Genomic DNA, 25,659 nt, shown 5'->3' with positions numbered 1-25,659 from the left:
AGCATACGATAAAGGAATCGATGGTTAGAAGAATTGTGCAAATAGGTGAGGAGGGGGATGGATGTCCCGGCAAGAAAAAAGTCAGTTTATTGTGTCTCAGGAAGACTGGTCCCTCCATCGAAAAGGCTATGACGACCAGCAGCGTCATCAGAAAAAAGTCAAAGAGGCGATTAAAAACAATTTGCCGGATCTTGTCACAGAAGAAAGCATCATCATGTCGAATGGAAAAGATGTTGTCAAAATTCCGATTCGCTCATTAGATGAATATAAAATTCGGTATAACTACGACAAAAATAAGCATGTGGGTCAAGGCGATGGAGACAGTGAGATTGGCGATGTTGTTGCACGCGACGGCTCAGACAGTAAGCAGGGCCAAGGAAAGGGGCAGGGCGCTGGAGATCAAGCTGGTGAGGATTATTACGAAGCAGAAGTCTCATTAATGGATCTCGAGGAAGCACTGTTTCGTGAACTAGAACTGCCAAACCTCAAGCAAAAGGAGCTTGACGACATCATTGTTGAACAAATTGAGTTTAACGATATTCGCAAAACCGGGTTAACAGGAAATATCCACAAAAAACGAACAATGCTGTCGGCATTTAAACGAAATGCGATGACAGGCAGTCCTTCCTTTTATCCAATCTACCCAGAGGATATCAAGTATAAAACGTGGAATGAAGTGACCAAACCAGAGTCGAAAGCCGTCGTTTTGGCGATGATGGATACGAGCGGAAGTATGGGACTTTGGGAAAAATATATGGCGAGAAGTTTTTTCTTTTGGATGACACGATTCTTACGGACAAAGTATGAGACAGTCGATATTGAATTTATTGCCCACCATACAGAGGCGAAGGTGGTAGACGAAGAACATTTCTTCTCACGGGGTGAGAGCGGGGGGACCATTTGCTCGTCTGTCTATCGAAAGGCACTAGAGCTCATAGACGAACGATACCCGCCGTCGCGATATAATATTTATCCTTTTCATTTTTCTGATGGTGACAATTTGACCTCAGACAACGCCCGGTGTGTGAAACTTGTTTCTGAAATCATGAAAAAAGCCAATTTATTCTGCTATGGTGAAGTCAATCAATACAACCGGCATTCTACGTTAATGTCAGCATATAAGCACATTCAGGATGAGAAATTTAAGCATTATATTTTGAAGCAAAAATCAGACGTTTTTCTCGCACTAAAAAAATTTTTTCAGCAGGAAGAAGTTCTTTCATAACCAGCACATTTGAAAAAACCTTTCAGCATAAGGGCTGAAAGGTTTTTTGTGTGGAGAAGGAAAGGATCGCCAAAAAAAAAAGTAAAACTTTCTCTTTGACATTTCAATTTTCATTTATTAATATTTAATCTTGTTAAATATAAGTTTTTCAAAAAAGATGCCGATCGTCTTTTCTTCTTTTTCTGCTCTTTGCTCATAAGTGAACAATAAGTATAAATGGGCTGCACACCATGATAGGGGCGGGAGTAGATGAAGGGAAAAGGACAGATTGTTGAGCTTGTTTCATATTCTGTCAGATGATGGGCATTCTAAGTTTGCTAAAGCAGATGACACTATATTTTTATACATGAAAGGAGAAACAAAACATGAACAGAGGGCGTTTATTGCTAACGAACATTATTGGCCTTATTGTGATTCTTGCCATTATTGCCGGAGGTGCTTATTACTACTACGAAAGCACAAACTTTGTTAAAACAGACGAGGCAAAAGTGACAGGTGACATGTACCAAATTACAGCACCAGCAGCTGGACAAATCAAAGGCTGGGATATCAACGAAGGTGACGAAGTAGAAAAAGACAGCACAGTTGCAAAAGTTGAAGGACAAACAAAAACAAACATTAAAGCAGTGGCTGATGGCACATTAGTCAAAAAAGAAGTACAAAACAATCAACAAGTGCAGCCTGGTACAGTTCTTGGTGAAACAATTGATTTAAGCAAGCTTTACATTACAGCAAATATTAAAGAAACAGATATTAAAAACATTGAAAAAGGCGACAAAGTCGACATCGTTGTAGATGGAGATCCTGATACAACATTTGAAGGAACTGTTGAACAAATTGGTTATGCGACAAACTCAACATTCAATATGCTGCCAGCAACTAATTCAAGTGGCAACTATACAAAAGTAACGCAAAAAGTAGCAGTGAAAATTTCAATTAAAAACCCATCAGACAAAGTACTTCCAGGTATGAATGCTTCTGTCAAAATTTCATCTTAATGATGATTGATATCAAAAAATGAAAGGAGGTTGTCTGAGATGGCAAATCAACCTGCAGCGACAAAACAGGGAACAGGCTCCTTGTCTTTACTGATCATTTTAATGGCCGGTTTGTTCGTAGCGATTTTAAACCAAACGCTTTTGAACGTAGCCATGCCTCATTTAATGACAGAATTTAATGTGAGTGCAACGACGATTCAGTGGCTGACAACAGGCTACATGCTTGTCAACGGTGTGCTGATTCCGTTGTCTGCGTTTTTAATCACACGTTTTGGACAGCGCAGCTTATTCCTAGTGGCTATGATCTCGTTTACACTAGGTACATTTATTTGCGGCATTGCGCCAAACTTTTCAACGATGCTCATCGGCCGTTTGATTCAGGCTGTCGGCGGCGGTATTTTACAGCCGCTCGTCATGACAACAATCCTTTTTATTTTCCCTCCGGAAAACAGAGGGAAAGGAATGGGGATTTTCGGTCTTGCGATGATGTTTGCTCCTGCAGTAGGACCAACATTATCTGGTTACATTATTGAACATTATTCTTGGCGTATTATGTTTTATGGACTTGTGCCAATCGGTGCGATTGTCATTATCGCGGCTTTCTTTATGTTTAAAAATATTGTAGAGCCTAAAAAAATCAAGCTGGACAGTCTTGGTGCAATTCTTTCAATCGTCGGTTTTGCTTCCCTTCTATACGGAGTGAGTGAAGCAGGAAGTGATGGTTGGACAGATCCGATCGTCTTATCTACGATTATTATTGGTGCGATTGCGATCATTCTCTTTATTTTCCAACAGTTGAAAGTTGATAATCCGATGCTTGATTTCCGCGTATTTAAATACAGCATTTTCTCATTATCAAGTGTCATTAACGTCATTATTACGGTTGCCTTATATACGGGGATGTTCTTACTTCCGATTTATCTGCAAAACCTCGTTGGGTTTACGGCATTGCAATCTGGGCTATTAATGCTTCCAGGGGCACTTGCGATGCTCATTATGTCCCCGATTTCAGGAATCTTGTTTGATAAATTTGGACCTCGTCCGCTTGCCATTGTGGGGATGCTCATTACCGTTGTCACGACATATGAGTTTACAAAGCTGACCATTGATACTTCCTATAGTCACATAGTGCTCATGTATGCAGTACGTGCATTTGGTATGTCACTCTTGATGATGCCAGTTATGACAGCAGGGATGAACCAATTACCGCAGCACTTAAACAGCCATGGTACAGCGATGTCTAATACATTAAGACAAATTAGCGGTTCCATCGGTACGAGTTTGATCACAACGATTTATACGAATCGGACGACATTCCATTATTCCAATATGGCGGATCAAACAAATACAGCGGACCCGTTCTTTATGAATTCATTCCAGGCGGCTGTATCGAATGTGATGCATCATATGGGTATGACAGCAGAAGCTGCTCAAAAATATGTATCCACCCAGCTCTTTACGAAAGCACAGATCGATTCAAACGTGATGGGTATCAATGATGCTTATATGTGGGTGACATTATTCTGTGCGGCTGGTGTCATTCTCAGCTTGTTCCTGCGAGATGTTCGTAAGGATAAAAAGCGAAAAGAACAGCAGCATAAGAAACAAGAAATATCACTGCTTCCAGCACCTAAGGAAGCAAACCAAGATGCAAGATAAGTGTGGAGGGACCGTACATGAAAATTTATGTTGTATACGATAGTGAAGGTGACCATACAAAAGCACTTGCAGAAGCGATTGCAGCAGGCGCGGGTGAAACAGAGCAAGCTGAAGTATTCATTGATCACGTGAAAGATGCGGATATTCGCAAGCTTGATCAAATGGATGCGATCATTTGGGGCTGCCCTGGTCACTTTGGTACCATTAGTTCTGGGTTAAAGACATGGATTGACCGTCTCGGCTACTTATGGGCAGAAGGAAAACTAATCGATAAAGTCGGTGCTGTTTTCTGTACAACTGCTACAACACACGGCGGTTTAGAAATGACAATGCATAATTTGATCACACCAATGTTCCACCAAGGAATGCTTGTTGTCGGCCTTCCTGGAAATGTTCCAGAGAATGCTTTATACGGCTCTTACTATGGAGCTGGTGTGACATGTCCGATCGATTCAGATGAATTGATTTCGACTGAAGGCATTGAACTTGGAAAAGCACTAGGAAGACGTGTAGCATCAGTCACTGCATCATTTAAGCGATAAGGAGAGGGTTCTTTTGGCGACGATTATTGTAGCGTTAGTAGCTGCTGTTCTAGTCATTATTGGATTAGTAGCGTTCAATGTCAGACACGCATCAGCCGATAAGGAAGAGATCAAAGAAGATGTCTCCAATCAGCCTGACGTGCCGCATAGCGAGCCAGAAGCTGTGGCGAGACATGTAGAGCCTGAAGTTGAAAAAAAAGCGTCAGAGCCTTCTCAAACGGATGATGCTGCGTCTGGCGACGATTTCTATAGACAGGCGCTTCAAAAGTTTAAGCAGCCAGAACCACCTGTCAAAGAAGAAGAACCAGAGACAAAAATGAATGATGATATGTATCGTTCTGCTTTGCAGAAGCTAAAGCAGAAGGACAAATAAAAAAGAGAACCTCTCATCAGGTTCTCTTTTTTTATGGCACAAAAAAACCGCCGGCAGAAGCCGAGCGGTTTTCCTTCACTCTATAAAGTGCTAAAAGAGCAGATGCTCTTAAATTACGCTTTGTTAACGTTAGCAGCTTGTGGTCCACGGTTACCTTCAACGATTTCGAAAGAAACTGATTGACCTTCTTCTAAAGTTTTGAAGCCTTCGCCTTGGATAGCAGAGAAGTGAACGAATACATCGTCTTGACCTTCTACTTCGATGAATCCGAAACCTTTTTCAGAGTTGAACCATTTTACTTTACCTTCTAACATGAAATTTCCTCCTAAAGCGATCTTAACGCTTAAATTCACTATTCTTGCTCTTACACAAACTTCAAAGACGAAAACTCTTTCAAAACTTTCTTCTTAAAGATGATACGAACAAAAATAATTACCTTTACTTTACCAGTGTTTGCGGGAAAAAACAACTGTTATACGAAAACTTTTTTAAAAATAATTAGTGCTAACAAATTGAGGAAAATGCCTATGTCAAAAGGTCTTTTTTTCTCTCTGAAAAGCTCACTTGATTTCGGCCGGACTCCTTCGCTTTATAGAGCTCCTGATCAGCTATAATCGGTAATTGCTTGATGTCTGCACCAGTTCCATGAGAATAAGCACATCCAATTGATACCGTAGTGTGAATGGACAGACCGTTTTTTAAATAAATCGGCTGATCGGCTATTTTTTTTCGCAAGCGTTCTGCAATCTGCCATGTTTTTTCAATTGTACAATTTGGTAGAAGGACAGCGAATTCTTCACCGCCAATCCGACCAATATAATCAGAGCTTCTTGTGTTTTTAATCAGTCTTGTACCGATTTCTTTTAAAACAATATCTCCCTCATGATGCCCATATTGATCATTGATGGTTTTGAAGTAATCGATGTCTAGGTAAATAAGGGACATTTGATGGATAGGCTGCTTCAACTTCTTAGTAAAAGCATCACTTAATACCTCATCGAACTTCCGTTTATTTAAAACACCTGTTAAAAAGTCATAATGAGCTTGGAATTTATACAAATTTAACAGCTGATATGCTTTTGTTTGATGCTCAATGACATAAAAGTTAAACAATCCAGCAATATATGAGAAAATCCAATAAGTAGAATGCAGCTGAAATGATGTCTCATGCACGATCAAGATGAACAGGCTTGTGGCAACCACATTACCAATCGTAATGGATAACAGCATTTTCACAACATGATTCATATGACGCTCTGCAATCAAAAAGGAAGCGGCTGCGATAAACATCATGGAAAAAATATTGATGGAAGAAGCGATATTGGCTTCAATTAATAATCGGCCAATGATCACAACAAAAGCTGCAATCATTGTTTGGGCGATGCCTCCATAAAAGGCCGTTAAAATAAGGGGAATATGTCTTAAATCGATGATCGCTGGTCCTGTTTTAATAGAGAAGAACATTAAAAGGACACCGAGTAACCCAGAAAGCATGCCTTTGCATATTTGTCTGAGCAAGGTATCTTCTTTCTTTAGAAAATTCTCTTTAAACACAAGTATAAATAAGTAATGGAAAGTAACAAGAATTGTTAAATTAATAAAGAGGTCTCTTAGCAAATAGAATCACCTTTTTAAAATTACTAAAATTTGTTGCAAAAGAAAAGGGGAAAACAGATAATTAATAAAAATTTTAATGATGAGGAATTGAAGAAAATGCGAGGAAAACGCTTTCCAGATCAAACGGACTGGCTTTCTTTTTTTGAAAAAATGCCAGATGCCGGATTTGAAAAAGAAATGCCGGTTGAATATCAAGAATTGACTTTTCGGTTCGAGAATCAAGAGGAGCGATTTGTTGTGAACATGTCGCTTGCTATGAAGGAGTTTAGCTTAAACGTCGTTCGAAAAAAGACCGAATCCGTTTTAGGAATATATGATTTTAAAACAGTGCAGCATGTAGAGATTAAAAAAGATCGGAAGGAAGAAAAGGAGCTGTTGCTGATATTAGAGCATCATGACGACTTCATCACAACAATCGAAATCACATTTCTACCTTCCTTTTGTCTTATGGTCAAAGAACATTTTTTAGGAGAATAAACAGGAGCCTCTTTTTATGAAGGCTCCTGTTTTATTATTTGTGCTCGATGTCATTGATGACTTGCTGGATCGATTCATCATCCATCACATTCATCACACTTTCATCAATGTGTAGAGATTGCGCATAAGACTCTCTTGGCTGATGAGTTCTTGATGGTGATTGGTGCTGGTTCGTTTGATTTGGCTGGACAGCTGTGAATGCCTGTTTGATCATTTGGCCAACTTCACCTGTTCCTTTTGATTCCTTATGTGAGCGGGACTCATGACGAGATGAATCTTGGTGCTGATGGTTTGCGCCTTTCATCATTGAAGACATATTCATTTGTGTCATGCTTTTCAGCCTTCTTCGTAAAACCGGGGAGAATAATGCAATGATAGCTGTTGATACTGCGATCATTGCGCCAGTGCTCATACCTTTTCTTTTTTTAAACAAACGAATCCCTCCATTTGATCGTGATGATCTTTCATCAAGTTTAGGATGACCAATCACAGCTGAATTATGAATTCATTTTGCGGAAAGAGAGGATATGTGCATAAAAAGCCGTCTGAATGAAAAACCTATGAGCAAAAGGAGGGAATAATTGATGAATAAGAAATGGATGCTATCTTTACTGCTCGTGCCAACATTAATCACCGCTGGGTGTGGAATGAACAACCAAGGCGATGAGCGTAGAGGAACAATGAAACGGCAGTATGAAAATGTCACATATAAGAATGACAACATGAGGCAGGATCAGCCAGATGTTCAAACACCTCAGAAGGTCAAAGTGTCAGATAAGGCGTCAGAGCTCGTAGCCAATATGTCTGAAGTGAAAACAGCGAACGTACTTGTCACAGGAAAAAATGCATTTGTTGCCGTTGTACTTGAAGGCAATAAAAGCGGTGATGTGACGGACGATCTGAAAAAGAAAATTTCAGACAAAGTCAAATCAACGGATCAACAAATCGACAACGTGTATGTATCTGCTAATCCAGACTTTGTCGATCGTATGCAAGGTTATGGAAAACGTATTAAAAGCGGAGAGCCAATTTCAGGATTTTTCGATGAATTTACTGAAACGGTTAGACGTGTCTTCCCTGAATCAAAATAGCTACGACAAAAGCCGTATGTCATATGCGGCTTTTTTGTTTGGAACCGCACCTCGCGCACCTGACTGCATAAAGTAAAAAATATATCACCTCTTGTTGATCTTTGTTTCTTCATAGAGAGAGAAAGAGGGTGCAGGATGAATTCAGGTGGGGAGCAAATGAAAGCAAGGCCGTCATTGATTCATAAAAAACTTGTAAGCGGGATGATTGCAGCAGGTCTGATTTTTTATGCTTTCACCGCGTACTTGATTTATGTTGCGTTTCAGCTGACAGGACAATATTTGGAGCAGTCTTCTCCTAAAACGGTTATCACGGAGGGACTCAATAAGCAAGTCTATGAACATATTCGAATCTACTATGCAGAGGAAGAGGATGCTTTTGTTGATCTGACCATAGAGGCCATGAAACAGGCAGAGAAGAGAACAGCGTCAGTGTTTCAGTTTGAAGCTGACAGACCTTTAGACGTTATTTATTTTGATGATAAAGAGACGATCGAACAAATGGCTGGAATTAAGCATATAACCGGATTTTACTCTGATCATGATCAAATGATTGGGTTATATCCAGATAAACGGGAAGCATTATTGAAGAAAGAGACTCTGCCTTTATACTTTTTCAATACGCTTTTTATTCATGAGTATGCTCATTTTGTTTTCTATGAAAAGGTCCATTCATATGAAGTATCTCCAGGCATTTTTCCGCTTTGGTTCCACGAAGGAACAGCAGAGTGGACGGCCTATGACGTGTTAAATGCTACGTCTGAACGCTTCGACGTGATTCCATTTCAATCTCTTCATTCTGATCAAGACTGGCAGAACTCCCGGGTAACGTATGAGACAGATGTCTATTTACAAAGCTATTATATGATCTATGAGCTGGTGCAGCTTTACGGACGAGATGTCATACATGAGATCATGGAGGAAACTGCGAAAACGGGCCAATTTGCTAGCGGCTTTGAACAGGCGACGGGGGAGAGGCTCACAGATTTTGAAGAACAATTTAAAGTGATGTACCAAAGAAAAAACGGCTGACCAGAGAAGGGGTCAGCCGTTTTTTTAATGAAGCGGTTTTTGTTGATCAGCCTTGCTAGGAGGCATTTGAACCTGCCCCTGAAGCGGTGCAAAAGCTGATGTCATGGCTGTCATGTCTTGTTTGGAAAGCTGAGGAACTTGATAGTAGCCATGCTTGTTTTGATACAAGAAAATTTCATAGGCCATTTCGATAAAGTTTGGAATCTGCGCAGCTAGCACACGTCTGACAACAGGGTTTGTAACTTCTAATGCGGACATAGAAAGTAATCCAGCGTGTGATTTGACTAGGCTGAGCATATGTCCTGTGATGCCTAAGTCTTTTACATCCTGTAAGGACTGATTCGGCTTCTTCGGTTGAGAAGGTTTGATTCCGTATGTCACTTGTGTGTGTTCTTTCATCATATAAGTAGCGGTTTCTTCACTAGGCTTTTGGCCTGTAGAAAAACAATCTACAGTGACATTGTACTGGGATAAAACGAATTGATATTGTCGATCCAGGATGTCGGATAATGCAGGATCTTGAATAAATTGCCGCAGGATCATATATTGATCCAAAATATTAATCGTGCCGGCTAAAATTTCATGTAAATCGAATAATTCATGCCCGCCATGGTTGAGTTCAGGCTGCTGAGCGTTTCCTTGAAACATTGGCTGCTGATCGTTTTGCATTGAGATTCCTCCTTTTGTTTATACAATCTGTTTTAATGTGAGGATGTTTTCTCGTTTTCATGCAAAAAACATTATTTACAATTAGAGGGTTTTCTTTCTTTTTGTCGAAAAAAAGTATCAGACGAATGAACATGGGGGTACCAGATGCAGGACAAAATCATTAATCGTTTGATAGAAGACGAACATGTGCAGGCACCAGTGATCGGCATCGGTGTTTCGCCGTTTGAACAGCATCATCTTGAGGCTTTTTTTCAATCGTTGCCACCTGAATTAAATGCCTCTTTTATTGTTGTGCAAAATCATGTGACAGGCGATTGTATAACAGATTTAGAAGCACTTGTTTTACCGATTGGCTACCGGGCAAAAACGATTAAACATGGTGAGAAAGTCATGAAGAAGACCATCTATTTTTGTCCGCAGCATGCGGCTGTGACGTTAACAGAAGATCATCGGCTTCATGTATCAGAGCAGCTGCCAACAAACAAGGCATGTTCTGTCGACTCGCTTTTTAAGTCACTTGCCAGTGTTCAAAAGGAAGAGGCGTTTGCGATCTTTTTTCAAAAAGGTCATTGCGTGGGGAGTGGATTGCTTCGGTTGGTTGAGCAAGGCGGTACAGCCTTATCATGCAGTGAGGTAGAGAGTGGTTTTGACAGCATGTATCATCACACATTCAAAAATCCATCCACCCTTGCAGCTTATATGGCCAATATCATCAATGTCCCGCATGTGGATGAGGCGGATCCAGCTTTACTAAGAATCATTGAACGTCTTGAAATGTATAAAGGGATTGCCTTTTCAACCTATGAAAAGAAAAGGCTGCTTTCTGTTATTCAAAAACGCATGCGCACTGCAAACGAACCGATGTCATTATTAACAGAGTACGATCGTCTATTAGAAAGAGAACCAGATGAGCTTGACCGCCTGCATGCCCAGCTCCTAAGCGGCACGACTGCTTTCTTTAGAGATATGGAGGCTTTTCGAGTATGTGAACAGAAGGTGATCCCGTCAATCATTGACCATTCGATGAACAACGGGAAATCTCGCTGCCGAATTTGGATTGCGGGATGTTCCACAGGGGAAGAAGCCTATTCTTTTACGATTTTATTTTTAGAAGAAATGAAGCGAAGAAATGTGTCCATTGAACTTCAAGTCTTTGCGACAGATATCAACCGAAAAGCCATTCAAATAGCTAGTAAAGGTCTTTACTCGAGAGAGTCTATGGCAAGCATACCGGAAAAATGGCGGGCGCAATATTTCGAAACAAAAGGTGACGCTTTTATTGTGAAGCAGTCGCTTAGAAAACATATTGTTTTTGCTCCTCACAATTTATTGATTGATTCACCTTTTATCCACCTCGATTTTATCAGTTGCCGAAATGTTCTGATGTACTTTGAGTCAGAAGTACAAAAACGAGTATTATCCCGATTCCAATATGCTTTAAAAGATCAAGGGGTGTTAATCTTAGGGCCAAATGAAACTGTTCCCAATATTCCTCGATTGTTTCAATTATTCAATGAGAAGTGGAACATTTACACCTATTCAAATGTTCCTGCATCTCGTGTCCCTTGGGTATATGACGCTCGTAATGCCGAGTTAAAAAAGCGAGCTGCTCAATATATGGAAGAAGTGAGCGAAGAATATGACGCATGCATGGTGATCAATGATTGTGACAAAATTCTGGCGATGTCAAATGGGGCCTATTCCTTCTTAGACCGTACAGAAGTGTCAGATCAATCATGTGAATATGTCACACCTGATTATTTGAAAGAGATGTTGAGTCAAACCTTTCAAAAGGTATGGACGGACGAGACAGAGGTTGTGTTTCAGCATGTTCTCATTTCGGAAAAAGGAAAAAAGCAGTATGCGGATTTTATTGTAAAGAGTTTTGATCACCGTTTTAAAGGGGTATACGTCATTCTCATTCGAATGAATGAGAGAGGGAAAATTCAAGAGAACAGCAGGGAAAAAGGGATGCCAGATCAGAATTCAGTTTATCAACAGCGTATTGTCGATTTAGAAAATGAACTCAATGAAATTAAACAAAAAGAGCAGGAGGCAAGGGCTCAATTAAAAGTGAAAAACACGCAAATAGCGGAGCTTGAGAAAAAACATGAACATTTTATTAATATCATAAACAACTTAAGGGTAACAAGGGAAGAACTGTATAGACCTTCTGTTAAGCCTCAGCTTGCGACGTTGTTTGTGGACCGGGACATGAATATTCGCTATTACACTCCTACAGCCGCCTCTTTATTTACTTCAGCTCAAATAAGGCAACAGCAATCCTTTCAGGCGATGGCTAAGAAGCTTACGCAGGAAACGCTCTATCATGACATACAATCGGTTATCTTGGACAGGCGCGTCATCGAACGAGAAATTGAGACGAATGAAGGAGAACAATTCACTGTTCACATCACACCTATCTTTGATCAAGATCATGAGGGAGCGGTGATGACGTGGATTAAAATGACGGAAATGACAAAAATCAAACAGTCACTCCATCTAGCGGTAACAGCACTGGATAATAGCCATATCCATATTGTTGTTGCAACTGAGGAAGGGGTCATCCAATGCGTGAATCAGCGCTTTTGCCAGTTTGTACAACAGCATGAATATGACCTGATCGGCAAAGATATTTTTTCTGTCTATCATTCGCTGTGTCAATGTGATGATTTAGAAAAGCAATGGGACGTTTGTTTAAAAGAAGGCAGCTGGACTGGTGAGCTGTTCTTTCAGGATTTATCAGGCCGTGAACGATGGGAGAGGGTCTCTTTACACCGAATTGATGATCCTGACAAAATGCAGTCAACCGTGATGCGGATTTCAGAGGACATTACCAATCAAAAGCAGTCAGAGAAAATGCTGATGAAGTCAGAGATGCTGTCCGCAGTTGGTCAGCTTGCAGCCGGCATCGCCCATGAGATACGGAACCCGCTGACGTCGTTAAAGGGATTTTTACAGCTGATGATTCAAAGTAAGAAATATCAGAAGGATTATGCAGATGTCATGATGTCTGAATTTAATCGGCTTGAAGCGATTATTAATGAATTCCTTGTGCTCTCTAGAAGCAAATCGGTGAAATTTGAGCCGGTACATGTCAATCTTCTGCTCGAAGAAGTGATCATGGTCGTTGAATCACAGGCGGTTTTAAAAGGCGTGTCTATTCAGAAGAATTTATCTCCGTCGCTGCCAAACATTCAAGGTATACCGAATGAGCTGAAACAAGTTTTCTTAAACATTCTTAAAAACGGTATTGAAGCGATGGATGGTGTGACAGGTGTCATTCAAGTCACATCCGTATTGGAACATAATCAGATGATGCTGATTTTTGAAGACCAGGGAAAGGGCATACCAGAAGACGAAATAGGGAAACTAGGTGAACCTTTTTATACAACGAAAGAAAAAGGGACTGGCCTTGGTTTAATGATGACGATTAAAATCATTGAAAGCCATGGCGGCAGCATTCGTTTTGAAAGCAAAAGCTTTGAGGGGACACGAGTGATTATTACGTTTCCAATGAGCTGACAGACATAAGATTTACAAGAAATCCATCTACCATCAATAATTACTTAGTACACTATGAGAGATAAAGCTCGGAAGGGGAGGGTCTAATGAAACGTGTTCGATCCATTCGAATGATCTGCTGTCTGGTTTTAGTGATCTTTAGTCTGCAATCCTTAATGCCTGGCATGATCACAGCAGAACAAGCCATTGCGTCTGAAAAGAAGGAAACGGTTTGGAACCAAAAGAAGCCAATGAAAATCAAAAAAGCCCGTCAGCTGATTGGAGAGACGGTGACAGTGAGTGGAATTGTGACAGCAGACCAATCGGCTATAGGCAATGGGAAACTGTCAACGTACATTCAAGACAAATCAGCTGGAATCAATATTTATTCAGCACAGCAAAGCAATTTCCCAGAACTAAAAGCAGGCATGAAGGTGACAGTAACGGGGAAGATCACGTCTTATAAAGGACTGATTGAAATTGTGCCGGATCGAGACCGTCTGAAGATCGATGGTGTGAATCAAACTTTGCCAAAACCGAAGCGAGTCTCCGTGAAACAACTAGAAACGGATCAGGCACGTAAACATGAAGGAAAACTTGTGAAGGTCAAAGGCTATGTTGAATCAAAACCAGAGCAGCCGGCTGGTGGTGGATACAATGTAGTGATCATTGATAAAAAATATCACAGCACCATCCTTAGAGTGATGGTGGATACAAGTGCCATTGATGAAGTAAAGACAGGGAAATGGTATGAGTTTACAGGAGTGTTAAGCAGATATGATACGCTGCAGGTGCTTCCAAGACACAAAGGTGATATCAGTCTGCTGAAACGCCAGCCAAAGCCGCCAAAAATGAAGAAAGAATACGAGGCAACGGTTGACCGGGTGGTAGATGGAGATACGATTCATTTAAAGAAGCCTGTGCTTGGTACAACAAAGGTGCGTTTTGTGAATATGGACACGCCGGAAACGTACCATAAGCCAAAAAATGAATTAGATCAAAACCAGCTGCGTTTTGGACAAAAGGCGGCGGACTATTTAAATACGCTTCTTTCAAGCGGAGATAAAGTCACATTAAAGATTGGTCCTGAAGCGAAGGACGCCTATGGACGTCTTTTAGCTCAAGTGAAAACCAAAAAAGGGGTTAATACGAATTTAGAGCTTGTGAAAAAAGGATATGCCCCTACGTATTTCATCTGGCCGGTTGGAGATGAAAAGGACTATCAGATGTTCCAAAAAGCTGTCAAAGAGGCAAAAGAAAAAGGGCTGGGCATATGGAACGAAGCGGACCCGCTGCTGGAACAGCCGTTTGAATTTAGGGCACGTGAACAGAAAAAAGGACTGACACGCTACGTCGGTGATTCATCAGCGAAAACGTACGTATCGCCTGACAGCTGGAAAGAAATCGCTGTAGATAAACGCATCTTTTTTGCTTCAAAAGAAGAAGCAGAACAGGCTGGCTATCAGCCGGCAGAGGAAGCTGTGGAAGTCCCGTTAACCATTTTAAGCATGAATGATTTACACGGAAAAATTGATCAACAATACGAACTGGATCTAAAAGGTGATGGCAATAAAGGGACGTACGGACGGATGGATTATGTGGCGGCTTATATGAAACAAAAACAAGCAGCAAACAAAAATACGATTACAGTCCATGCTGGAGATATGATTGGCGGCAGCTCTCCAATATCGTCTCTTCTGCAAGATGAACCAACAGTTGAACTTATGGAGAACATTGGCTTTGATGTTGGTACGGTCGGCAACCATGAATTTGATGAAGGGGTGGACGAGCTATTACGTATCATAAATGGCGGAGATCATCCTAAAGGCACAAAGGGATATGACGGGCAGAATTTTCCGCTCGTTTGTGCAAACTGTGAATACAAGGATACAGGCAAACCACTTTTACCTGCTTATGAAATCATGGATGTCGAAGGAATCCCTGTAGCATTTATCGGTGTTGTAACAAAGTCAGCCGCAGGAATGGTCATGCCAGAAGGGATTAAAGACATTCAGTTTACAGATGAAGTTAAAGCCGTAAATGAAGCTGCTAAGGAACTAAAACAAAAAGGGATCAAAGCCATTGCGGTCTTAGCTCATATGACGGCCTCGCAAAATGGAGATACCATCACTGGAGAAAGTGCGAAACTTGCCAAAGAAGGCGATGATGAAATTGATGTCATCTTTGCAGGGCATAATCACGAAGTGGTAAACGGAGAGGTCAATGGGAAATTAATTGTTCAAGCCTTTGAATATGGGAAGGCCATTGGTGAGGTCAATGTAACACTTGACCGCAAAACGAAAGATATTGTCAAAAAGAGTGCAAATATCCAGTACGTAGACCAATCTGGTATTGAAAAGGACAAGGAAGCAGCCGGCATCCTAGCTCATTACGGGAAAGAAGTTGAGCCGATTATTAGTGAGGTAGTTGGAGAAGCTGGTATCAAAATGGAAGGCGGCTATTCAAATGATGGAGACACGCCGCTCGGTAATTTGATTGCTGATGGCATGAGGTATTCTATGAAAAGTGATTTTGCCATGATGAATGGCGGCGGCATCAGACAAAACCTTGAAAAAGGGCCGATTACGTGGGGAGATCTGTTTAATATTCAGCCTTTCGGCAACGTATTAGTTAAACTTGAGATTAAGGGGAAAGACTTGGCTGAGATCATTGAAGCGCAAATTTCTCCTCAATTTGGACCAGATTATAGCATTTCGGGCTTTTCATATTCCTATGATCCGGTAACATATAAAGTAGTCGACTTAAAGCTGCCAGATGGATCAGCCGTTGCGCTCGATCAAACATATACACTCACCGTGAATAACTTTATGGCAACTGCCACTGGCAGTAAATATGCACCGATAGGAAGGCTTGGGAAAAATCCTGAAACAGGTCCAGAGGATTTAGAAGCCACTGTCGCTTTTGTGAAGAGCTTTGAAGGGGCTTCCATTGTGTATCAAAAAGAGGGACGCATTCAAAAAGCAAAACAAGAAGAAAAAGCAGCAAGCTAAAGAGCGTATCATCTAAGAGAAATGTAACAGGTAAAGGAGTTTAAGCATGAAAAAGTGGCTTGCACTTACTGTGATGACAGCAGGAATTGTCTTGCTAGGCTGGGGAATTTGGCAAATCGCCTCTACGCACCTTCAAACAGCACAATCATTAGAAGACGCGAAGAAAGCGGTAGCGGACGATCAAAGGATGTCAAAAAAGCAGTTTTCTCCTGAAGTGGGGAAAGCCTCTGGCATCCTGACGATTCCGAAATTAAAAGCAGACCTTCCCATTGTCGAAGGGACAGATGCGGATGATCTTGCCAAAGGAGTCGGGCATTACAAAGGCAGTTATTACCCTGATCAAAAGGGACAAATCGTCCTATCTGGCCATCGTGACACGGTATTTCGCCGAACAGGTGAATTGAATATTGGCGATCAGCTGAAAATCACTGTGCCGTATGGTGAGTTTGTTTATGAAATCACACATACGAAAATCGTGGATCAGCATGATACATCCATTATTACTTTGCAGAATAAAAAGGAAGAGCTCGTGTTAACGACATGCTATCCATTTCATTTCGTCGGCAATGCACCAGAGCGGTACATTATTTATGCAAAAAGAGCATCTGTATAAAGAAAAAGAGCCTGCATCAAACAGCAGGCTCTTTTTTTAATGGATGATCTCGTCCATGAGCTGAGCCATATCTAATGGAAGCGGTGCTTCTATGCTCAGTTGCTCACCTGTAAAAGGATGTGTCATGTCTACTTGTTTGGCATGGAGAGCGCATCTGTTGATATGATGGCGAGCTCCGCCATAAAGTGTATCTCCGGCTAAAGGGTGCCCAAGACTGCTAAGATGGACTCGAATTTGATGTGTTCTTCCCGTCTCAAGTTGCAGCTTGACGGCTGTCATTTGCAGGCGTTTATTGATGTCCATGACCTGAAAGTGAGTGACAGCACTTTGACCAGTAGGAGAGATTCTTCGTCTGACGGCATGATGCTTGTCACGGCCGATCGCTGCCTCGATAGTGCCTTTCTTTTTCTTGAAAAGTCCTTCTGCGATAGCGATGTAGGTTCGGCTGATCGTTTTTTTAGAAAGCATTTGATCAAGCACAGCATGAGCTAATCTGTGTTTGGCAAAAATGACCGTGCCGCTTGTGTCTTGATCTAGTCTGTGAATATGTCTCACTCGCTTTTCCTCGCCATTTGCTTGAAAATGAAAGGCCACAAGGTTTGCCAGTGTGCCCGTTTGTCCCTTTTCATTCGGGTGCGTTGGTCGTCCAGCGGGCTTTTGCACAATCAATAAGTGCTCGTCCTCAAAGAGCACCTCTAATTCACCATATTCAGGCGTCACATCACTTTCTTCCGTTTCAAATAAATCGATCAGGATGTGATCGCCTGTACTGACTTTTGCCGCGTGATGGGCAGGCTTTTGATTTAAACGTATTTTTTGATGCTCCATCCAAAAATGGATAATCGGTTTTGAGGCCGACACGGCTGTTTTTAAAAACTGACTCAGTGAAGTGTCATGATCCTGCTCACCTGCTTTTAGCGAGAGCGTGTGTCCGTTAATGTTCATGATATTCGTTCCTCTCTTTGGGTATATATAGGAAACACTTACCTTGGCGAACGCCTTTTTTTCTGTGCTATTCTGAATGGAGAAATAACGACAGAGAGGTAGATGTCACGTGAGAATAATGAAAGCTGCTACAGACCTGCAAGAGCAGGCAATTGAAGAAATATCAAAGGATGTTGAAGATCTTCTATCCCATGCTGTCGGTGAAAACCCAGCTGCGCGTCAACAAGAACGCCCGCTGACCTTTGTTGAAGGGGTTTATAACGGAACGATGGACGATGCTTTTCGTATTTTATCGGGACTTCAGCTATTACATACCATTATTGTCAAACCTAAACGCCATATTACAAAGCGTGATCGTGAGCTATTCGAGCGAAACCGTGAGCAGGTCAATGCATGCGGCTTTTCTTTTCCGTTTGATTTAGACGATTTTGCCAGCCGCCGTCTTCAAAATGCGTAAAAGTTGGTGTGAACTTCCTTGTTAACTTACAAGGCTGCCGCACATACTATTTTTAAGGGAACGGAGAAACCTTTAGATCTGTAATACCAAACCCGCTCTTTTTCAACATTGCCTATTTCTCCACGAATCGGAGCGCTTGGATCTCTTGCAGAATAAACCGAACACGGGTAGGAGCCTGACAAAATGGTACAGGCTCCTTTTATACATAATTATTTTAGCAGACATTCATCTTTGAAAGTCAATTTTATTCACGATATGATAGCATTGAGTATCATATTAAAGACTTTCGTAAAAAAAGGAGTGGCCTCGTTGGTAAAGGCGATTATATTTGATTTTGACGGATTAATTTTAGATACAGAAACACATGAATATGAAGTTTTACAAGAAATGTTTGCAGAGCATGAGTCGGAGCTGCCTCTTTCTGTATGGGGCAACGTCATCGGGACGCAGGCAGGCTTTAAGCCTTTTGAATACTTAGAAAAGCAGCTAGGAAAGACGCTCGATCATGAGGCACTCACAGCGGACCGGCGTTCTCGTTTTCAAAAGAGAATGAAGGATGAATCAGCACGACCTGGTGTAGAAGCTTATTTACAGGCAGCGAAGGAGCTTGGAATTAAGATTGGACTTGCTTCCAGCTCAGACTATAAATGGGTGTCTGATCACCTGAAGCAAATTGGTCTTTTCGATTACTTTGAATGTATTCGCACGTCAGATGATGTGGAAGAAGTCAAACCAAATCCAGAGCTTTATTTGCAAACCGCAAGCTGCTTAGGTGTAGAGCCAAAGGATTGTGTGGCATTTGAGGATTCAGTGAATGGATCAATTGCTGCCAAACGCGCAGGCATGAAATGCGTCATCGTCCCAAACAAAGTGACGAGCACGCTGCAGTTTGAAGAATATGATGTCAGATTAGAATCCATGGCTGAAATCGAATTGCTCCAGCTATTCCATCAGCTTGAAAAAGAGGATCAGTAAGGGGGCAAAAACATCATGGCAGAAAAACTCGATTTAACGCGATTTGAAAAAAGAATGGTGATTCGTAATATCCGGGAAGAAGATATTGACCGAATCATCGCCTTGCAGGAGGTATGCTTTCCGGGCATGGACCCTTGGAAACGAGAGCACCTTGAAAGCCATCTTGAGCATTTCCCAGAAGGTCAGTTTTGTGCTGAATTTGAGGGAGAAATCATTGGCTCTTGTTCAAGTTTATTAATTAACTTTGATGAATACGATGACCGTCATACTTGGCAGGACATCACAGATGATGGGTACATCACTAACCATAATCCAGATGGGATGAATATGTATGGAATTGAAGTGATGGTTAGTCCTGAATACCGCCGCATGAAAATTGGCCATCGTTTATATGAAGCAAGAAAAGACTTAGCGAGAAGATTAAATTTAAAAAGCATCATCATTGGCGGACGCATCCCGAATTATCATAAATACCAAGAGGAAATGACGCCTCGTCAATATGTGGAGCAGGTCATGCTTCACCAAATTTATGATCCTGTTTTATCTTTTCAGCTGTTAAATGAATTCAGCCTCATGCGGATCAATCCGAATTACTTGCCGGATGATAAAGCATCGAGCACATATGCCACGTTAATGGAATGGAACAACGTCGATTATCGTCCGCAATCGAAGAGATATTATAAATCGGCATTCCCAGTTCGTATTTGCGTCATTCAATATGCGATGAAACAAATTCATTCCTTCGAGGAATTCATGAATCAGGTGGAGTATTATGTTGATGTCGCATCAGATGCGTCAGCTGACTTTGCCGTATTCCCAGAAATTTTTACAACGCAGCTCATGTCTTACTTAGAGGAGCGCTCCCCAAGTCTTGCAGTGCAAAGGATCACAGAATATACCGAGGACTACATTAATTTGTTCACAGACCTTTCTGTGAAGTACAACATTAACATCATTGGCGGATCCCATTTCGTTGAAGAGGAAGGGAAAATCTACAATATCGCTTATTTATTTAGACGTGATGGAACAATTGAAAAGCAATATAAGCTCCATATCACACCGAATGAAAGAAAATGGTGGGGGATTTCAGCAGGTGATCAGGTTCGGGTATTTGATACAGACTGTGGTAAAATTGCGATCCAAATTTGCTACGATATTGAATTTCCTGAGCTTGCTCGGATTGCAGCTGATAAAGGAGCGAAAATTATTTTTACTCCGTTCTGTACAGAAGACCGCCAAGGCTATTTAAGAGTGCGTTACTGTGCTCAGGCTAGAGCGGTTGAAAACCAGATTTATACCGTAATCTCAGGAACTGTCGGAAACCTTCCGCAAACCGAAAATATGGATGTCCAATATGCACAGTCAGCAATTTTTGCCCCATCTGACTTTGAATTTGCAAGAGATGGGATTGTAGGAGAATGTAATCCGAATATAGAAATGGTTGTCGTTGGCGATGTCGATTTAGAAATTTTAAGAAGACAGCGGCAAGATGGAACGGTACGTCAGCTCAAAGACCGAAGAAGAGACGTGTACCATATTGAATATAAGAAATAATGAAAGGAAGCGCCTATCACAAGGCGCTTTTTTTGATTAAGAGACATAGTAGCAGCACGAGCGCTGCTACCTGTTCAAGATTCATCATCATTTTTTGCTTAAATAAGATGGAGAGCTTATTTTTTCATGCGATAAAGGGATGCCTGAGCAAAATCTGAATATACTGAAACGAGATCATGTGTTCAAAAAGGAGAGGAACATGGGACGACAAGCTAAACATTTGTATATCAATTTACCGGTAAAGCATGTCAAGGAATCAAAGGCTTTTTTTGAGCAGCTGGGTTTTGACTTTCAAGAGCAGCTGACGAATGATCAGGCAGCTTGTTTGGTCATTGGTGACACCATTACGGTTATGCTGTTAACCCATAAGCATTTTCAAACCATCTCAGAAAAACAATTGGTGGATGCAAGGCAGGGATCAGAGGTTATTGTCTCTATGCGGGTTGATTCACGAAAAGAGGTCGATGAGCTGGTGGAGCAGGCGATGGCAGCAGGCGGATCACCGTTTAAGGAAAAGCAGGATCATGGGTTCATGTACGGTTGGAGCTTTCAGGATCTTGATGGTCATTTGTGGGAAGTGTTCTATTTGGATGAGGAGAGAAGCGGCCTTTCATAGGGTGCTTCTTTTTTATTGTTTAACAGTGGTATGATTATGAGGAAGAATAGGAATTCATCTAGAGAAAAGTAGGTGCAGCATGGAGTTTTTACTTGTCTTACTGCCAGTGTTCGGTATTTTCCTTATCGGGTATATTGGGCAGAAGGCCATTGGTTTTGACATACATACGCTCTCATCAATGTCTTTATATTTAATGTCACCATTTCTTGCGTTTGAAACCTTTTATCAAAACAAAGTGTCGATGGACTATGTGTACCTATCTATTTTTGTCGTCGGACTTTGTCTTTCACTTGTTTTATGTGTCTTTATTTTATCTCGTATTTATGGTTATTCGAAGGAAATGTATTGTGCCATGATTCTGTCGTCAGCATTTATGAACAATGGGAATTACGGCACGCCTGTTGTCCTGCTTGTCTTCGGAGCAGCAGGTTTAGATATTGCCATCGTCTTAATGGTGCTGCAGCAGCTTGTTATGAGTACGATCGGTATGTATTATGCAGCAAAGGGCGGAGAGGATGCAGGGGATGGGAAGGTCGTGCTGAAAAAAGTGCTGCGTATGCCGGTTGCATATGGGGCACTCCTCGGTCTATTATTTCAGCTGATGGATCTTACACTACCTAAAGAGGTAATGACGGGTGTCCAGCTTGTGGGAGATGCCGCCATACCGACGATTATGCTTATTTTAGGCATGCAGCTCGCCGTCATTTCTTTTAAGCAAGTGGATTATCGCAATATTTCTTATGCTGTATTGCTGAAGCTGTTTATTTCACCACTCATCGCATTTGGCTTTACACTCATTTTACCGGTAGATGATCTAGTGAAACAAATTATGATCTTAGTTGCAGCCATGCCGACAGCAGCAAATACCACGCTCATGGCTGTACAATTTCGAACGAAGCCTGAGTTTGTCTCAAGCACGACATTTCTCAGTACCGTTTTAAGCATCGTGACATTACCAGTTTTATTATGGATTTTATCTATGCACCCTCTGGGATAGGGGATAGGCGGCAAAACAAAGGGGGACATATCAATGAATGCAGATGTTCATTTTCAAGTGAGTGATGTGTTGAAAACAAAGTATTTTGCCCATGCAAAAGTGTTAGCAGGAGAAAAGGGATTGTTTCGGCAGGTCAAATGGGTCCATGTGCTAGAAGTGCCTGCTGTAGAAGATTTGTTAAATGGGGGAGAGCTTATCCTAACAACAGCCGCAGGCTTTCATGATCAATTGGATGTGTTTCAAGCATTTTTAAAACAGCTGATCGATTCTGGTGCGGCAGGCTTATGTATTGAATTTGTTCCGCTCAGATTCGATGTGCCGGAAGAACTGATTGCGTATGCAGAAGAAAGAGATTTTCCGCTGATTTTGTTTACAAAAGAAGTGAAATTCGTCAACATCACACAGCATCTCCATACGATGATGATTGAACGCCAGTATCAAATGATGGCTGATCTAGAAGCACTATCATCAAAGCTGAATGAGCTTTTGCTGACTCCCCATCCGCAGATGGATATTTTGGATCAAGTGTATCAGCACGTAAGGGGCATTCTTTTACTCATTCCTGTTCAGGGGGAGCCGATTATTTTATGTGATTCCTCCAAACAAACCGAAGAGATGGTCATGAATTATTTACAGTTTGCTTCCTTGCCAAAAGGATACGAAGTGACCAAAAAAGAAGTGCTTGCACTCAAGCAGACATTTGCAGACCTTGTGCTCATTCATCAAACAAACACACTCTCAGAATTCGAACTGCTCGTAATGGATAAAGGGGCAAATGCTCTGGCCCAGCAAACGCTAAGAGAGCTTTATACAGAAGAGCTGAAGAAGACAAAAGAGAACGAATGGCTGCAAAAATGGTTCCAAGAAGAGCATACAGAAAGAGATATTTTAGAGCATCTTGAAGAAACAGAAGGATTGAAAAAGCCAACCGGCTGTGTGGTGATGCTCTTTCAAAAGCATCATCAAATCGAAGAAATCGCAGGAAATCTATATTTTCTCGTATCGTGCCGCTCTATCTTTCAGCGAGCGGGTTTCCATTTGATTCCTTATGAGCATCAAGGACAAACCTTGTTTATTTTATTGAACACGAGAAAGAAGGAGGATTGGAAAGAGCGTGCAGAGAGGGCTGCGAGTGATATCAAACAATTGTATGAGCGCGAGCAGCCCCGCGGAACTGTGATCAATTTTGGCATCGGTCCATATTGTGAACAGTTTCAGCATATGAGAAAAAGCTTTCAAGCAGCCAAAGAAGTGCTGCATTTAAAGAAAGTGATGCCCCAGCGTGTGGAAAGCCCATTTTATCAAGATTTGCATATGCTCCGTCTCATGCCTGTCATGAAGGAAAGCGGACTGCTTGAATGTATGGTGAAAGAGTATTTGGAGCCTGTCATTTTATATGATAAGCAAAATAGCGGAAGACTTTATCAAACGCTGAATATCTTTTTACAGACAAACGGTTCTAAAAAGGAAACTGCAAGCCAGCTCTATATTGTCAGGCAGACGCTTTATCATAGACTAGATAAACTGCAAGCATTGCTTGGCGAGGATATGATGCAGGCACCGAAACGACAGGCGCTTGAATTTGCGATTCTTGCATATGAATTCCTGCAAGGAAATGACCGTTAACGAAGTATGTTAGATTTGCTAAGCATCCGAGTAGAGTGTCTTACCGTTCTTTTCAATCAGTTGACGATCTGTCTAATGTAATGGGCCCGGCCCCTTTTTTATAATGAAAGTAATGGTTGGTTCTCTCTTACGGGCGGCCTAGTTTCAGTTTCATATGCCTCCCTTTTCAGCCATATAATGAATAGAGGGGCAATGTGCTGCTGAACCGGTTTAAGCTTCTTTAATGATGAAAACGGATACATGGGGGTCGGGAAGATGAAAATACATGAGCAGGCTCAAAATCTTCAGGCGAAAGATGATCAGTTGATCTGGCATCATATGAAAGGGACAAACAAGGAAAATAAAAGCATGGTCATTCACAAGGCAGAAGGCGCATGGGTGACTGATATTCATGGGAATCGCTATTTAGACGGGATGTCAGGTCTTTGGTGTGTAAATGCCGGTTATGGCAGAAAAGAGCTTGCAGAAGCGGCATATGAGCAGCTAAATACAATGCCTTACTATCCGCTGACGCAAAGCCATGTGCCAGCGATTCAGCTGGCTGAAAAGCTAAATGAATGGCTTGGCGGGGACTATGTCATCTTCTTTTCTAACAGCGGTTCTGAAGCCAATGAAGCCGCATTTAAGATCGCCAAACAATATCATGCGCAAAAAGGAGAGAGCACAAGAACAAAGTTCATCTCCAGGTATCGGTCGTATCACGGTAATACCGCAGCAGCTCTTGCTGCAACGGGGCAGGCGCAGCGTAAATATAAATATGAACCATTAGGTCAAGGCTTTATCCATGTCGCACCGCCTGATATGTATCGTCATCCTGAGGATCAAGAGACTTTGGCAAGTGCAGCGGCAATCGATCAAGCCATGACGTGGGAACTAAGTGAGACCATTGCTGGGGTCATTATGGAACCGATTATTACAGGCGGCGGTATCTTAATGCCGCCAAAAGGGTATTTGAAGAAGGTCAAAGACATCTGTGAGGATCATGGAGCGCTTCTCATTGTGGATGAAGTCATCTGCGGCTTTGGCCGGACAGGGAAGCGGTTTGGTTTTATGCATGAAGATGTAAAGCCGGACATCATCACAATGGCAAAAGGGATCACAAGCGGCTATTTACCTCTTTCTGCAACGTGCGTGAAACGAGAAATTTATGAAGCGTACGCAGGGGAAGATACGTATGACAGGCTGCGCCATGTAAATACATTTGGCGGTCATCCTGCTTCCTGTGCGGTTGCCCTTGCCAACCTAGAGATCATGGAAAACGAGAAATTAGTAGAACGGTCTGACACGCTGGGGCAAGACATGCTTGAACGTTTGCAAGAGTTAAAAGAGCATCCATTTGTCGGCGATGTCAGAGGGAAGGGCCTGCTGTTTGGTATTGAACTTGTTCAGGATCAACAGTCTAAAAAACCGGCTGATCCACAGGTTGTCGGTCAATTGATTGCAGAATGTAAAAAACGCGGACTGATCATCGGGAAAAATGGTGATACGGTTGCCGGCTATAATAACGTTGCCCAGCTTGCACCGCCGCTAAATATAACAGCTGAAGACGCTTCATTTATTATCAACACGCTAAAAGAAAGCATGGCACAGTTATAGCAGAGAGCTTTCTCTGCTTTTTTCTATGGGAAGAGCACATACGTTAAGATGCTGCTAGGTAAAATCAGCATTGGATACACTAGGT

General features: G+C 41.7%; 23 protein-coding genes. 18 read left to right on the top strand and 5 right to left on the bottom strand.

The features are described from left to right. Window positions 1-61: 61 nt before the first annotated feature. From yhbH to JJ692_RS16535, 5 genes are all read left to right on the top strand, one after another. The gene (gene yhbH / locus JJ692_RS16555) at window positions 62-1,225 is read left to right on the top strand and encodes a sporulation protein YhbH (RefSeq protein ID WP_024425325.1); all 1,164 of its coding nucleotides are present in this window, start codon (window positions 62-64) and stop codon (window positions 1,223-1,225) included. Window positions 1,226-1,590: 365 nt separating this feature from the next. Further along, complete coding sequence (locus JJ692_RS16550; protein WP_024425324.1) at window positions 1,591-2,223, top strand: biotin/lipoyl-containing protein; 633 nt, start codon at window positions 1,591-1,593, stop codon at window positions 2,221-2,223. Between the two features lie 39 nt (window positions 2,224-2,262). After that, window positions 2,263-3,882, top strand: a complete 1,620-nt coding sequence (locus tag JJ692_RS16545; protein WP_024425323.1) for a DHA2 family efflux MFS transporter permease subunit — start codon at window positions 2,263-2,265, stop codon at window positions 3,880-3,882. Window positions 3,883-3,899: 17 nt separating this feature from the next. Beyond that, window positions 3,900-4,424, top strand: a complete 525-nt coding sequence (locus JJ692_RS16540; RefSeq protein ID WP_024425322.1) for an NAD(P)H-dependent oxidoreductase — start codon at window positions 3,900-3,902, stop codon at window positions 4,422-4,424. Between the two features lie 13 nt (window positions 4,425-4,437). After that, complete coding sequence (locus JJ692_RS16535; RefSeq protein ID WP_024425321.1) at window positions 4,438-4,797, top strand: hypothetical protein; 360 nt, start codon at window positions 4,438-4,440, stop codon at window positions 4,795-4,797. Window positions 4,798-4,910: 113 nt separating this feature from the next. On the opposite strand, the gene cspB is transcribed toward JJ692_RS16535, so the two are convergent. Together cspB and JJ692_RS16525 are read right to left on the bottom strand one after the other, a co-directional pair. After that, window positions 4,911-5,111 (bottom strand): cold shock-like protein CspB, encoded by a 201-nt coding sequence (gene cspB / locus JJ692_RS16530; RefSeq protein ID WP_008349061.1) that lies wholly within the window; start codon window positions 5,109-5,111, stop codon window positions 4,911-4,913. Between the two features lie 211 nt (window positions 5,112-5,322). Then, a complete protein-coding gene (locus tag JJ692_RS16525; protein ID WP_024425320.1) occupies window positions 5,323-6,414 on the bottom strand; it encodes a GGDEF domain-containing protein in 1,092 nt (363 codons plus the stop codon). Window positions 6,415-6,510: 96 nt separating this feature from the next. Here JJ692_RS16525 and JJ692_RS16520 point away from each other — a divergent pair, with 96 nt between their 5' ends. After that, a complete protein-coding gene (locus JJ692_RS16520) occupies window positions 6,511-6,891 on the top strand; it encodes a hypothetical protein (protein ID WP_073204466.1) in 381 nt (126 codons plus the stop codon). 34 nt (window positions 6,892-6,925) lie between these two features. Here JJ692_RS16520 and JJ692_RS16515 read toward each other — a convergent pair whose 3' ends face one another. Further along, a complete protein-coding gene (locus tag JJ692_RS16515; RefSeq protein ID WP_024426613.1) occupies window positions 6,926-7,324 on the bottom strand; it encodes a hypothetical protein in 399 nt (132 codons plus the stop codon). 151 nt (window positions 7,325-7,475) lie between these two features. On the opposite strand from JJ692_RS16515, the gene JJ692_RS16510 reads away from it, so the two are divergent. Together JJ692_RS16510 and JJ692_RS16505 are read left to right on the top strand one after the other, a co-directional pair. Then, window positions 7,476-7,982, top strand: coding sequence for a YhcN/YlaJ family sporulation lipoprotein (locus JJ692_RS16510; protein WP_034623898.1), 507 nt, complete (start codon window positions 7,476-7,478; stop codon window positions 7,980-7,982). Window positions 7,983-8,138: 156 nt separating this feature from the next. Beyond that, window positions 8,139-9,011 (top strand): hypothetical protein, encoded by an 873-nt coding sequence (locus JJ692_RS16505; protein ID WP_133744064.1) that lies wholly within the window; start codon window positions 8,139-8,141, stop codon window positions 9,009-9,011. Between the two features lie 24 nt (window positions 9,012-9,035). Here JJ692_RS16505 and JJ692_RS16500 read toward each other — a convergent pair whose 3' ends face one another. After that, window positions 9,036-9,680 (bottom strand): spore coat protein, encoded by a 645-nt coding sequence (locus JJ692_RS16500; RefSeq protein WP_151039200.1) that lies wholly within the window; start codon window positions 9,678-9,680, stop codon window positions 9,036-9,038. 144 nt (window positions 9,681-9,824) lie between these two features. On the opposite strand from JJ692_RS16500, the gene JJ692_RS16495 reads away from it, so the two are divergent. From JJ692_RS16495 to JJ692_RS16485, 3 genes are all read left to right on the top strand, one after another. Next, window positions 9,825-13,205: a CheR family methyltransferase gene (locus JJ692_RS16495; RefSeq protein WP_206533967.1), complete on the top strand. Its 3,381-nt coding sequence runs from the start codon at window positions 9,825-9,827 to the stop codon at window positions 13,203-13,205. Window positions 13,206-13,291: 86 nt separating this feature from the next. Continuing rightward, window positions 13,292-16,195, top strand: a complete 2,904-nt coding sequence (locus tag JJ692_RS16490) for a 5'-nucleotidase C-terminal domain-containing protein (protein WP_206533966.1) — start codon at window positions 13,292-13,294, stop codon at window positions 16,193-16,195. A gap of 46 nt (window positions 16,196-16,241) precedes the next feature. Continuing rightward, window positions 16,242-16,808: a class D sortase gene (locus tag JJ692_RS16485; RefSeq protein ID WP_024425312.1), complete on the top strand. Its 567-nt coding sequence runs from the start codon at window positions 16,242-16,244 to the stop codon at window positions 16,806-16,808. A gap of 36 nt (window positions 16,809-16,844) precedes the next feature. Here the strand turns inward: JJ692_RS16485 and JJ692_RS16480 are convergent, their stop codons facing one another. Further along, window positions 16,845-17,753, bottom strand: a complete 909-nt coding sequence (locus JJ692_RS16480) for an RluA family pseudouridine synthase (protein WP_151039206.1) — start codon at window positions 17,751-17,753, stop codon at window positions 16,845-16,847. Window positions 17,754-17,862: 109 nt separating this feature from the next. On the opposite strand from JJ692_RS16480, the gene JJ692_RS16475 reads away from it, so the two are divergent. The 7 genes from JJ692_RS16475 to JJ692_RS16445 all read left to right on the top strand — a co-directional run bounded on the left by JJ692_RS16475 (window position 17,863) and on the right by JJ692_RS16445 (window position 25,574). Then, entirely contained in the window at window positions 17,863-18,210 is a 348-nt protein-coding gene (locus JJ692_RS16475; RefSeq protein ID WP_024425310.1) for a DUF5365 family protein, read from the top strand. A gap of 309 nt (window positions 18,211-18,519) precedes the next feature. Beyond that, window positions 18,520-19,185, top strand: coding sequence for an HAD family hydrolase (locus tag JJ692_RS16470; protein WP_024425309.1), 666 nt, complete (start codon window positions 18,520-18,522; stop codon window positions 19,183-19,185). 15 nt (window positions 19,186-19,200) lie between these two features. Further along, window positions 19,201-20,739 (top strand): bifunctional GNAT family N-acetyltransferase/carbon-nitrogen hydrolase family protein, encoded by a 1,539-nt coding sequence (locus JJ692_RS16465; protein ID WP_012009394.1) that lies wholly within the window; start codon window positions 19,201-19,203, stop codon window positions 20,737-20,739. Between the two features lie 199 nt (window positions 20,740-20,938). Continuing rightward, window positions 20,939-21,355, top strand: coding sequence for a VOC family protein (locus tag JJ692_RS16460; protein ID WP_024425308.1), 417 nt, complete (start codon window positions 20,939-20,941; stop codon window positions 21,353-21,355). 79 nt (window positions 21,356-21,434) lie between these two features. Next, window positions 21,435-22,352, top strand: coding sequence for an AEC family transporter (locus JJ692_RS16455; RefSeq protein ID WP_024425307.1), 918 nt, complete (start codon window positions 21,435-21,437; stop codon window positions 22,350-22,352). A 33-nt stretch (window positions 22,353-22,385) separates the two neighbouring features. Beyond that, window positions 22,386-23,978, top strand: a complete 1,593-nt coding sequence (locus JJ692_RS16450; RefSeq protein WP_024425306.1) for a PucR family transcriptional regulator — start codon at window positions 22,386-22,388, stop codon at window positions 23,976-23,978. Window positions 23,979-24,233: 255 nt separating this feature from the next. Beyond that, window positions 24,234-25,574, top strand: a complete 1,341-nt coding sequence (locus JJ692_RS16445) for an aspartate aminotransferase family protein (protein ID WP_206533965.1) — start codon at window positions 24,234-24,236, stop codon at window positions 25,572-25,574. Window positions 25,575-25,659 lie beyond the last annotated feature (85 nt).

The organism is Bacillus sp. 3a, assembly GCF_017161885.1.
Lineage (GTDB): Bacteria > Bacillota > Bacilli > Bacillales > Bacillaceae > Bacillus > Bacillus safensis.
Note: the sequence above shows the minus strand (reverse complement) of the source record. Positions and strands in the feature narration are given on the sequence as shown.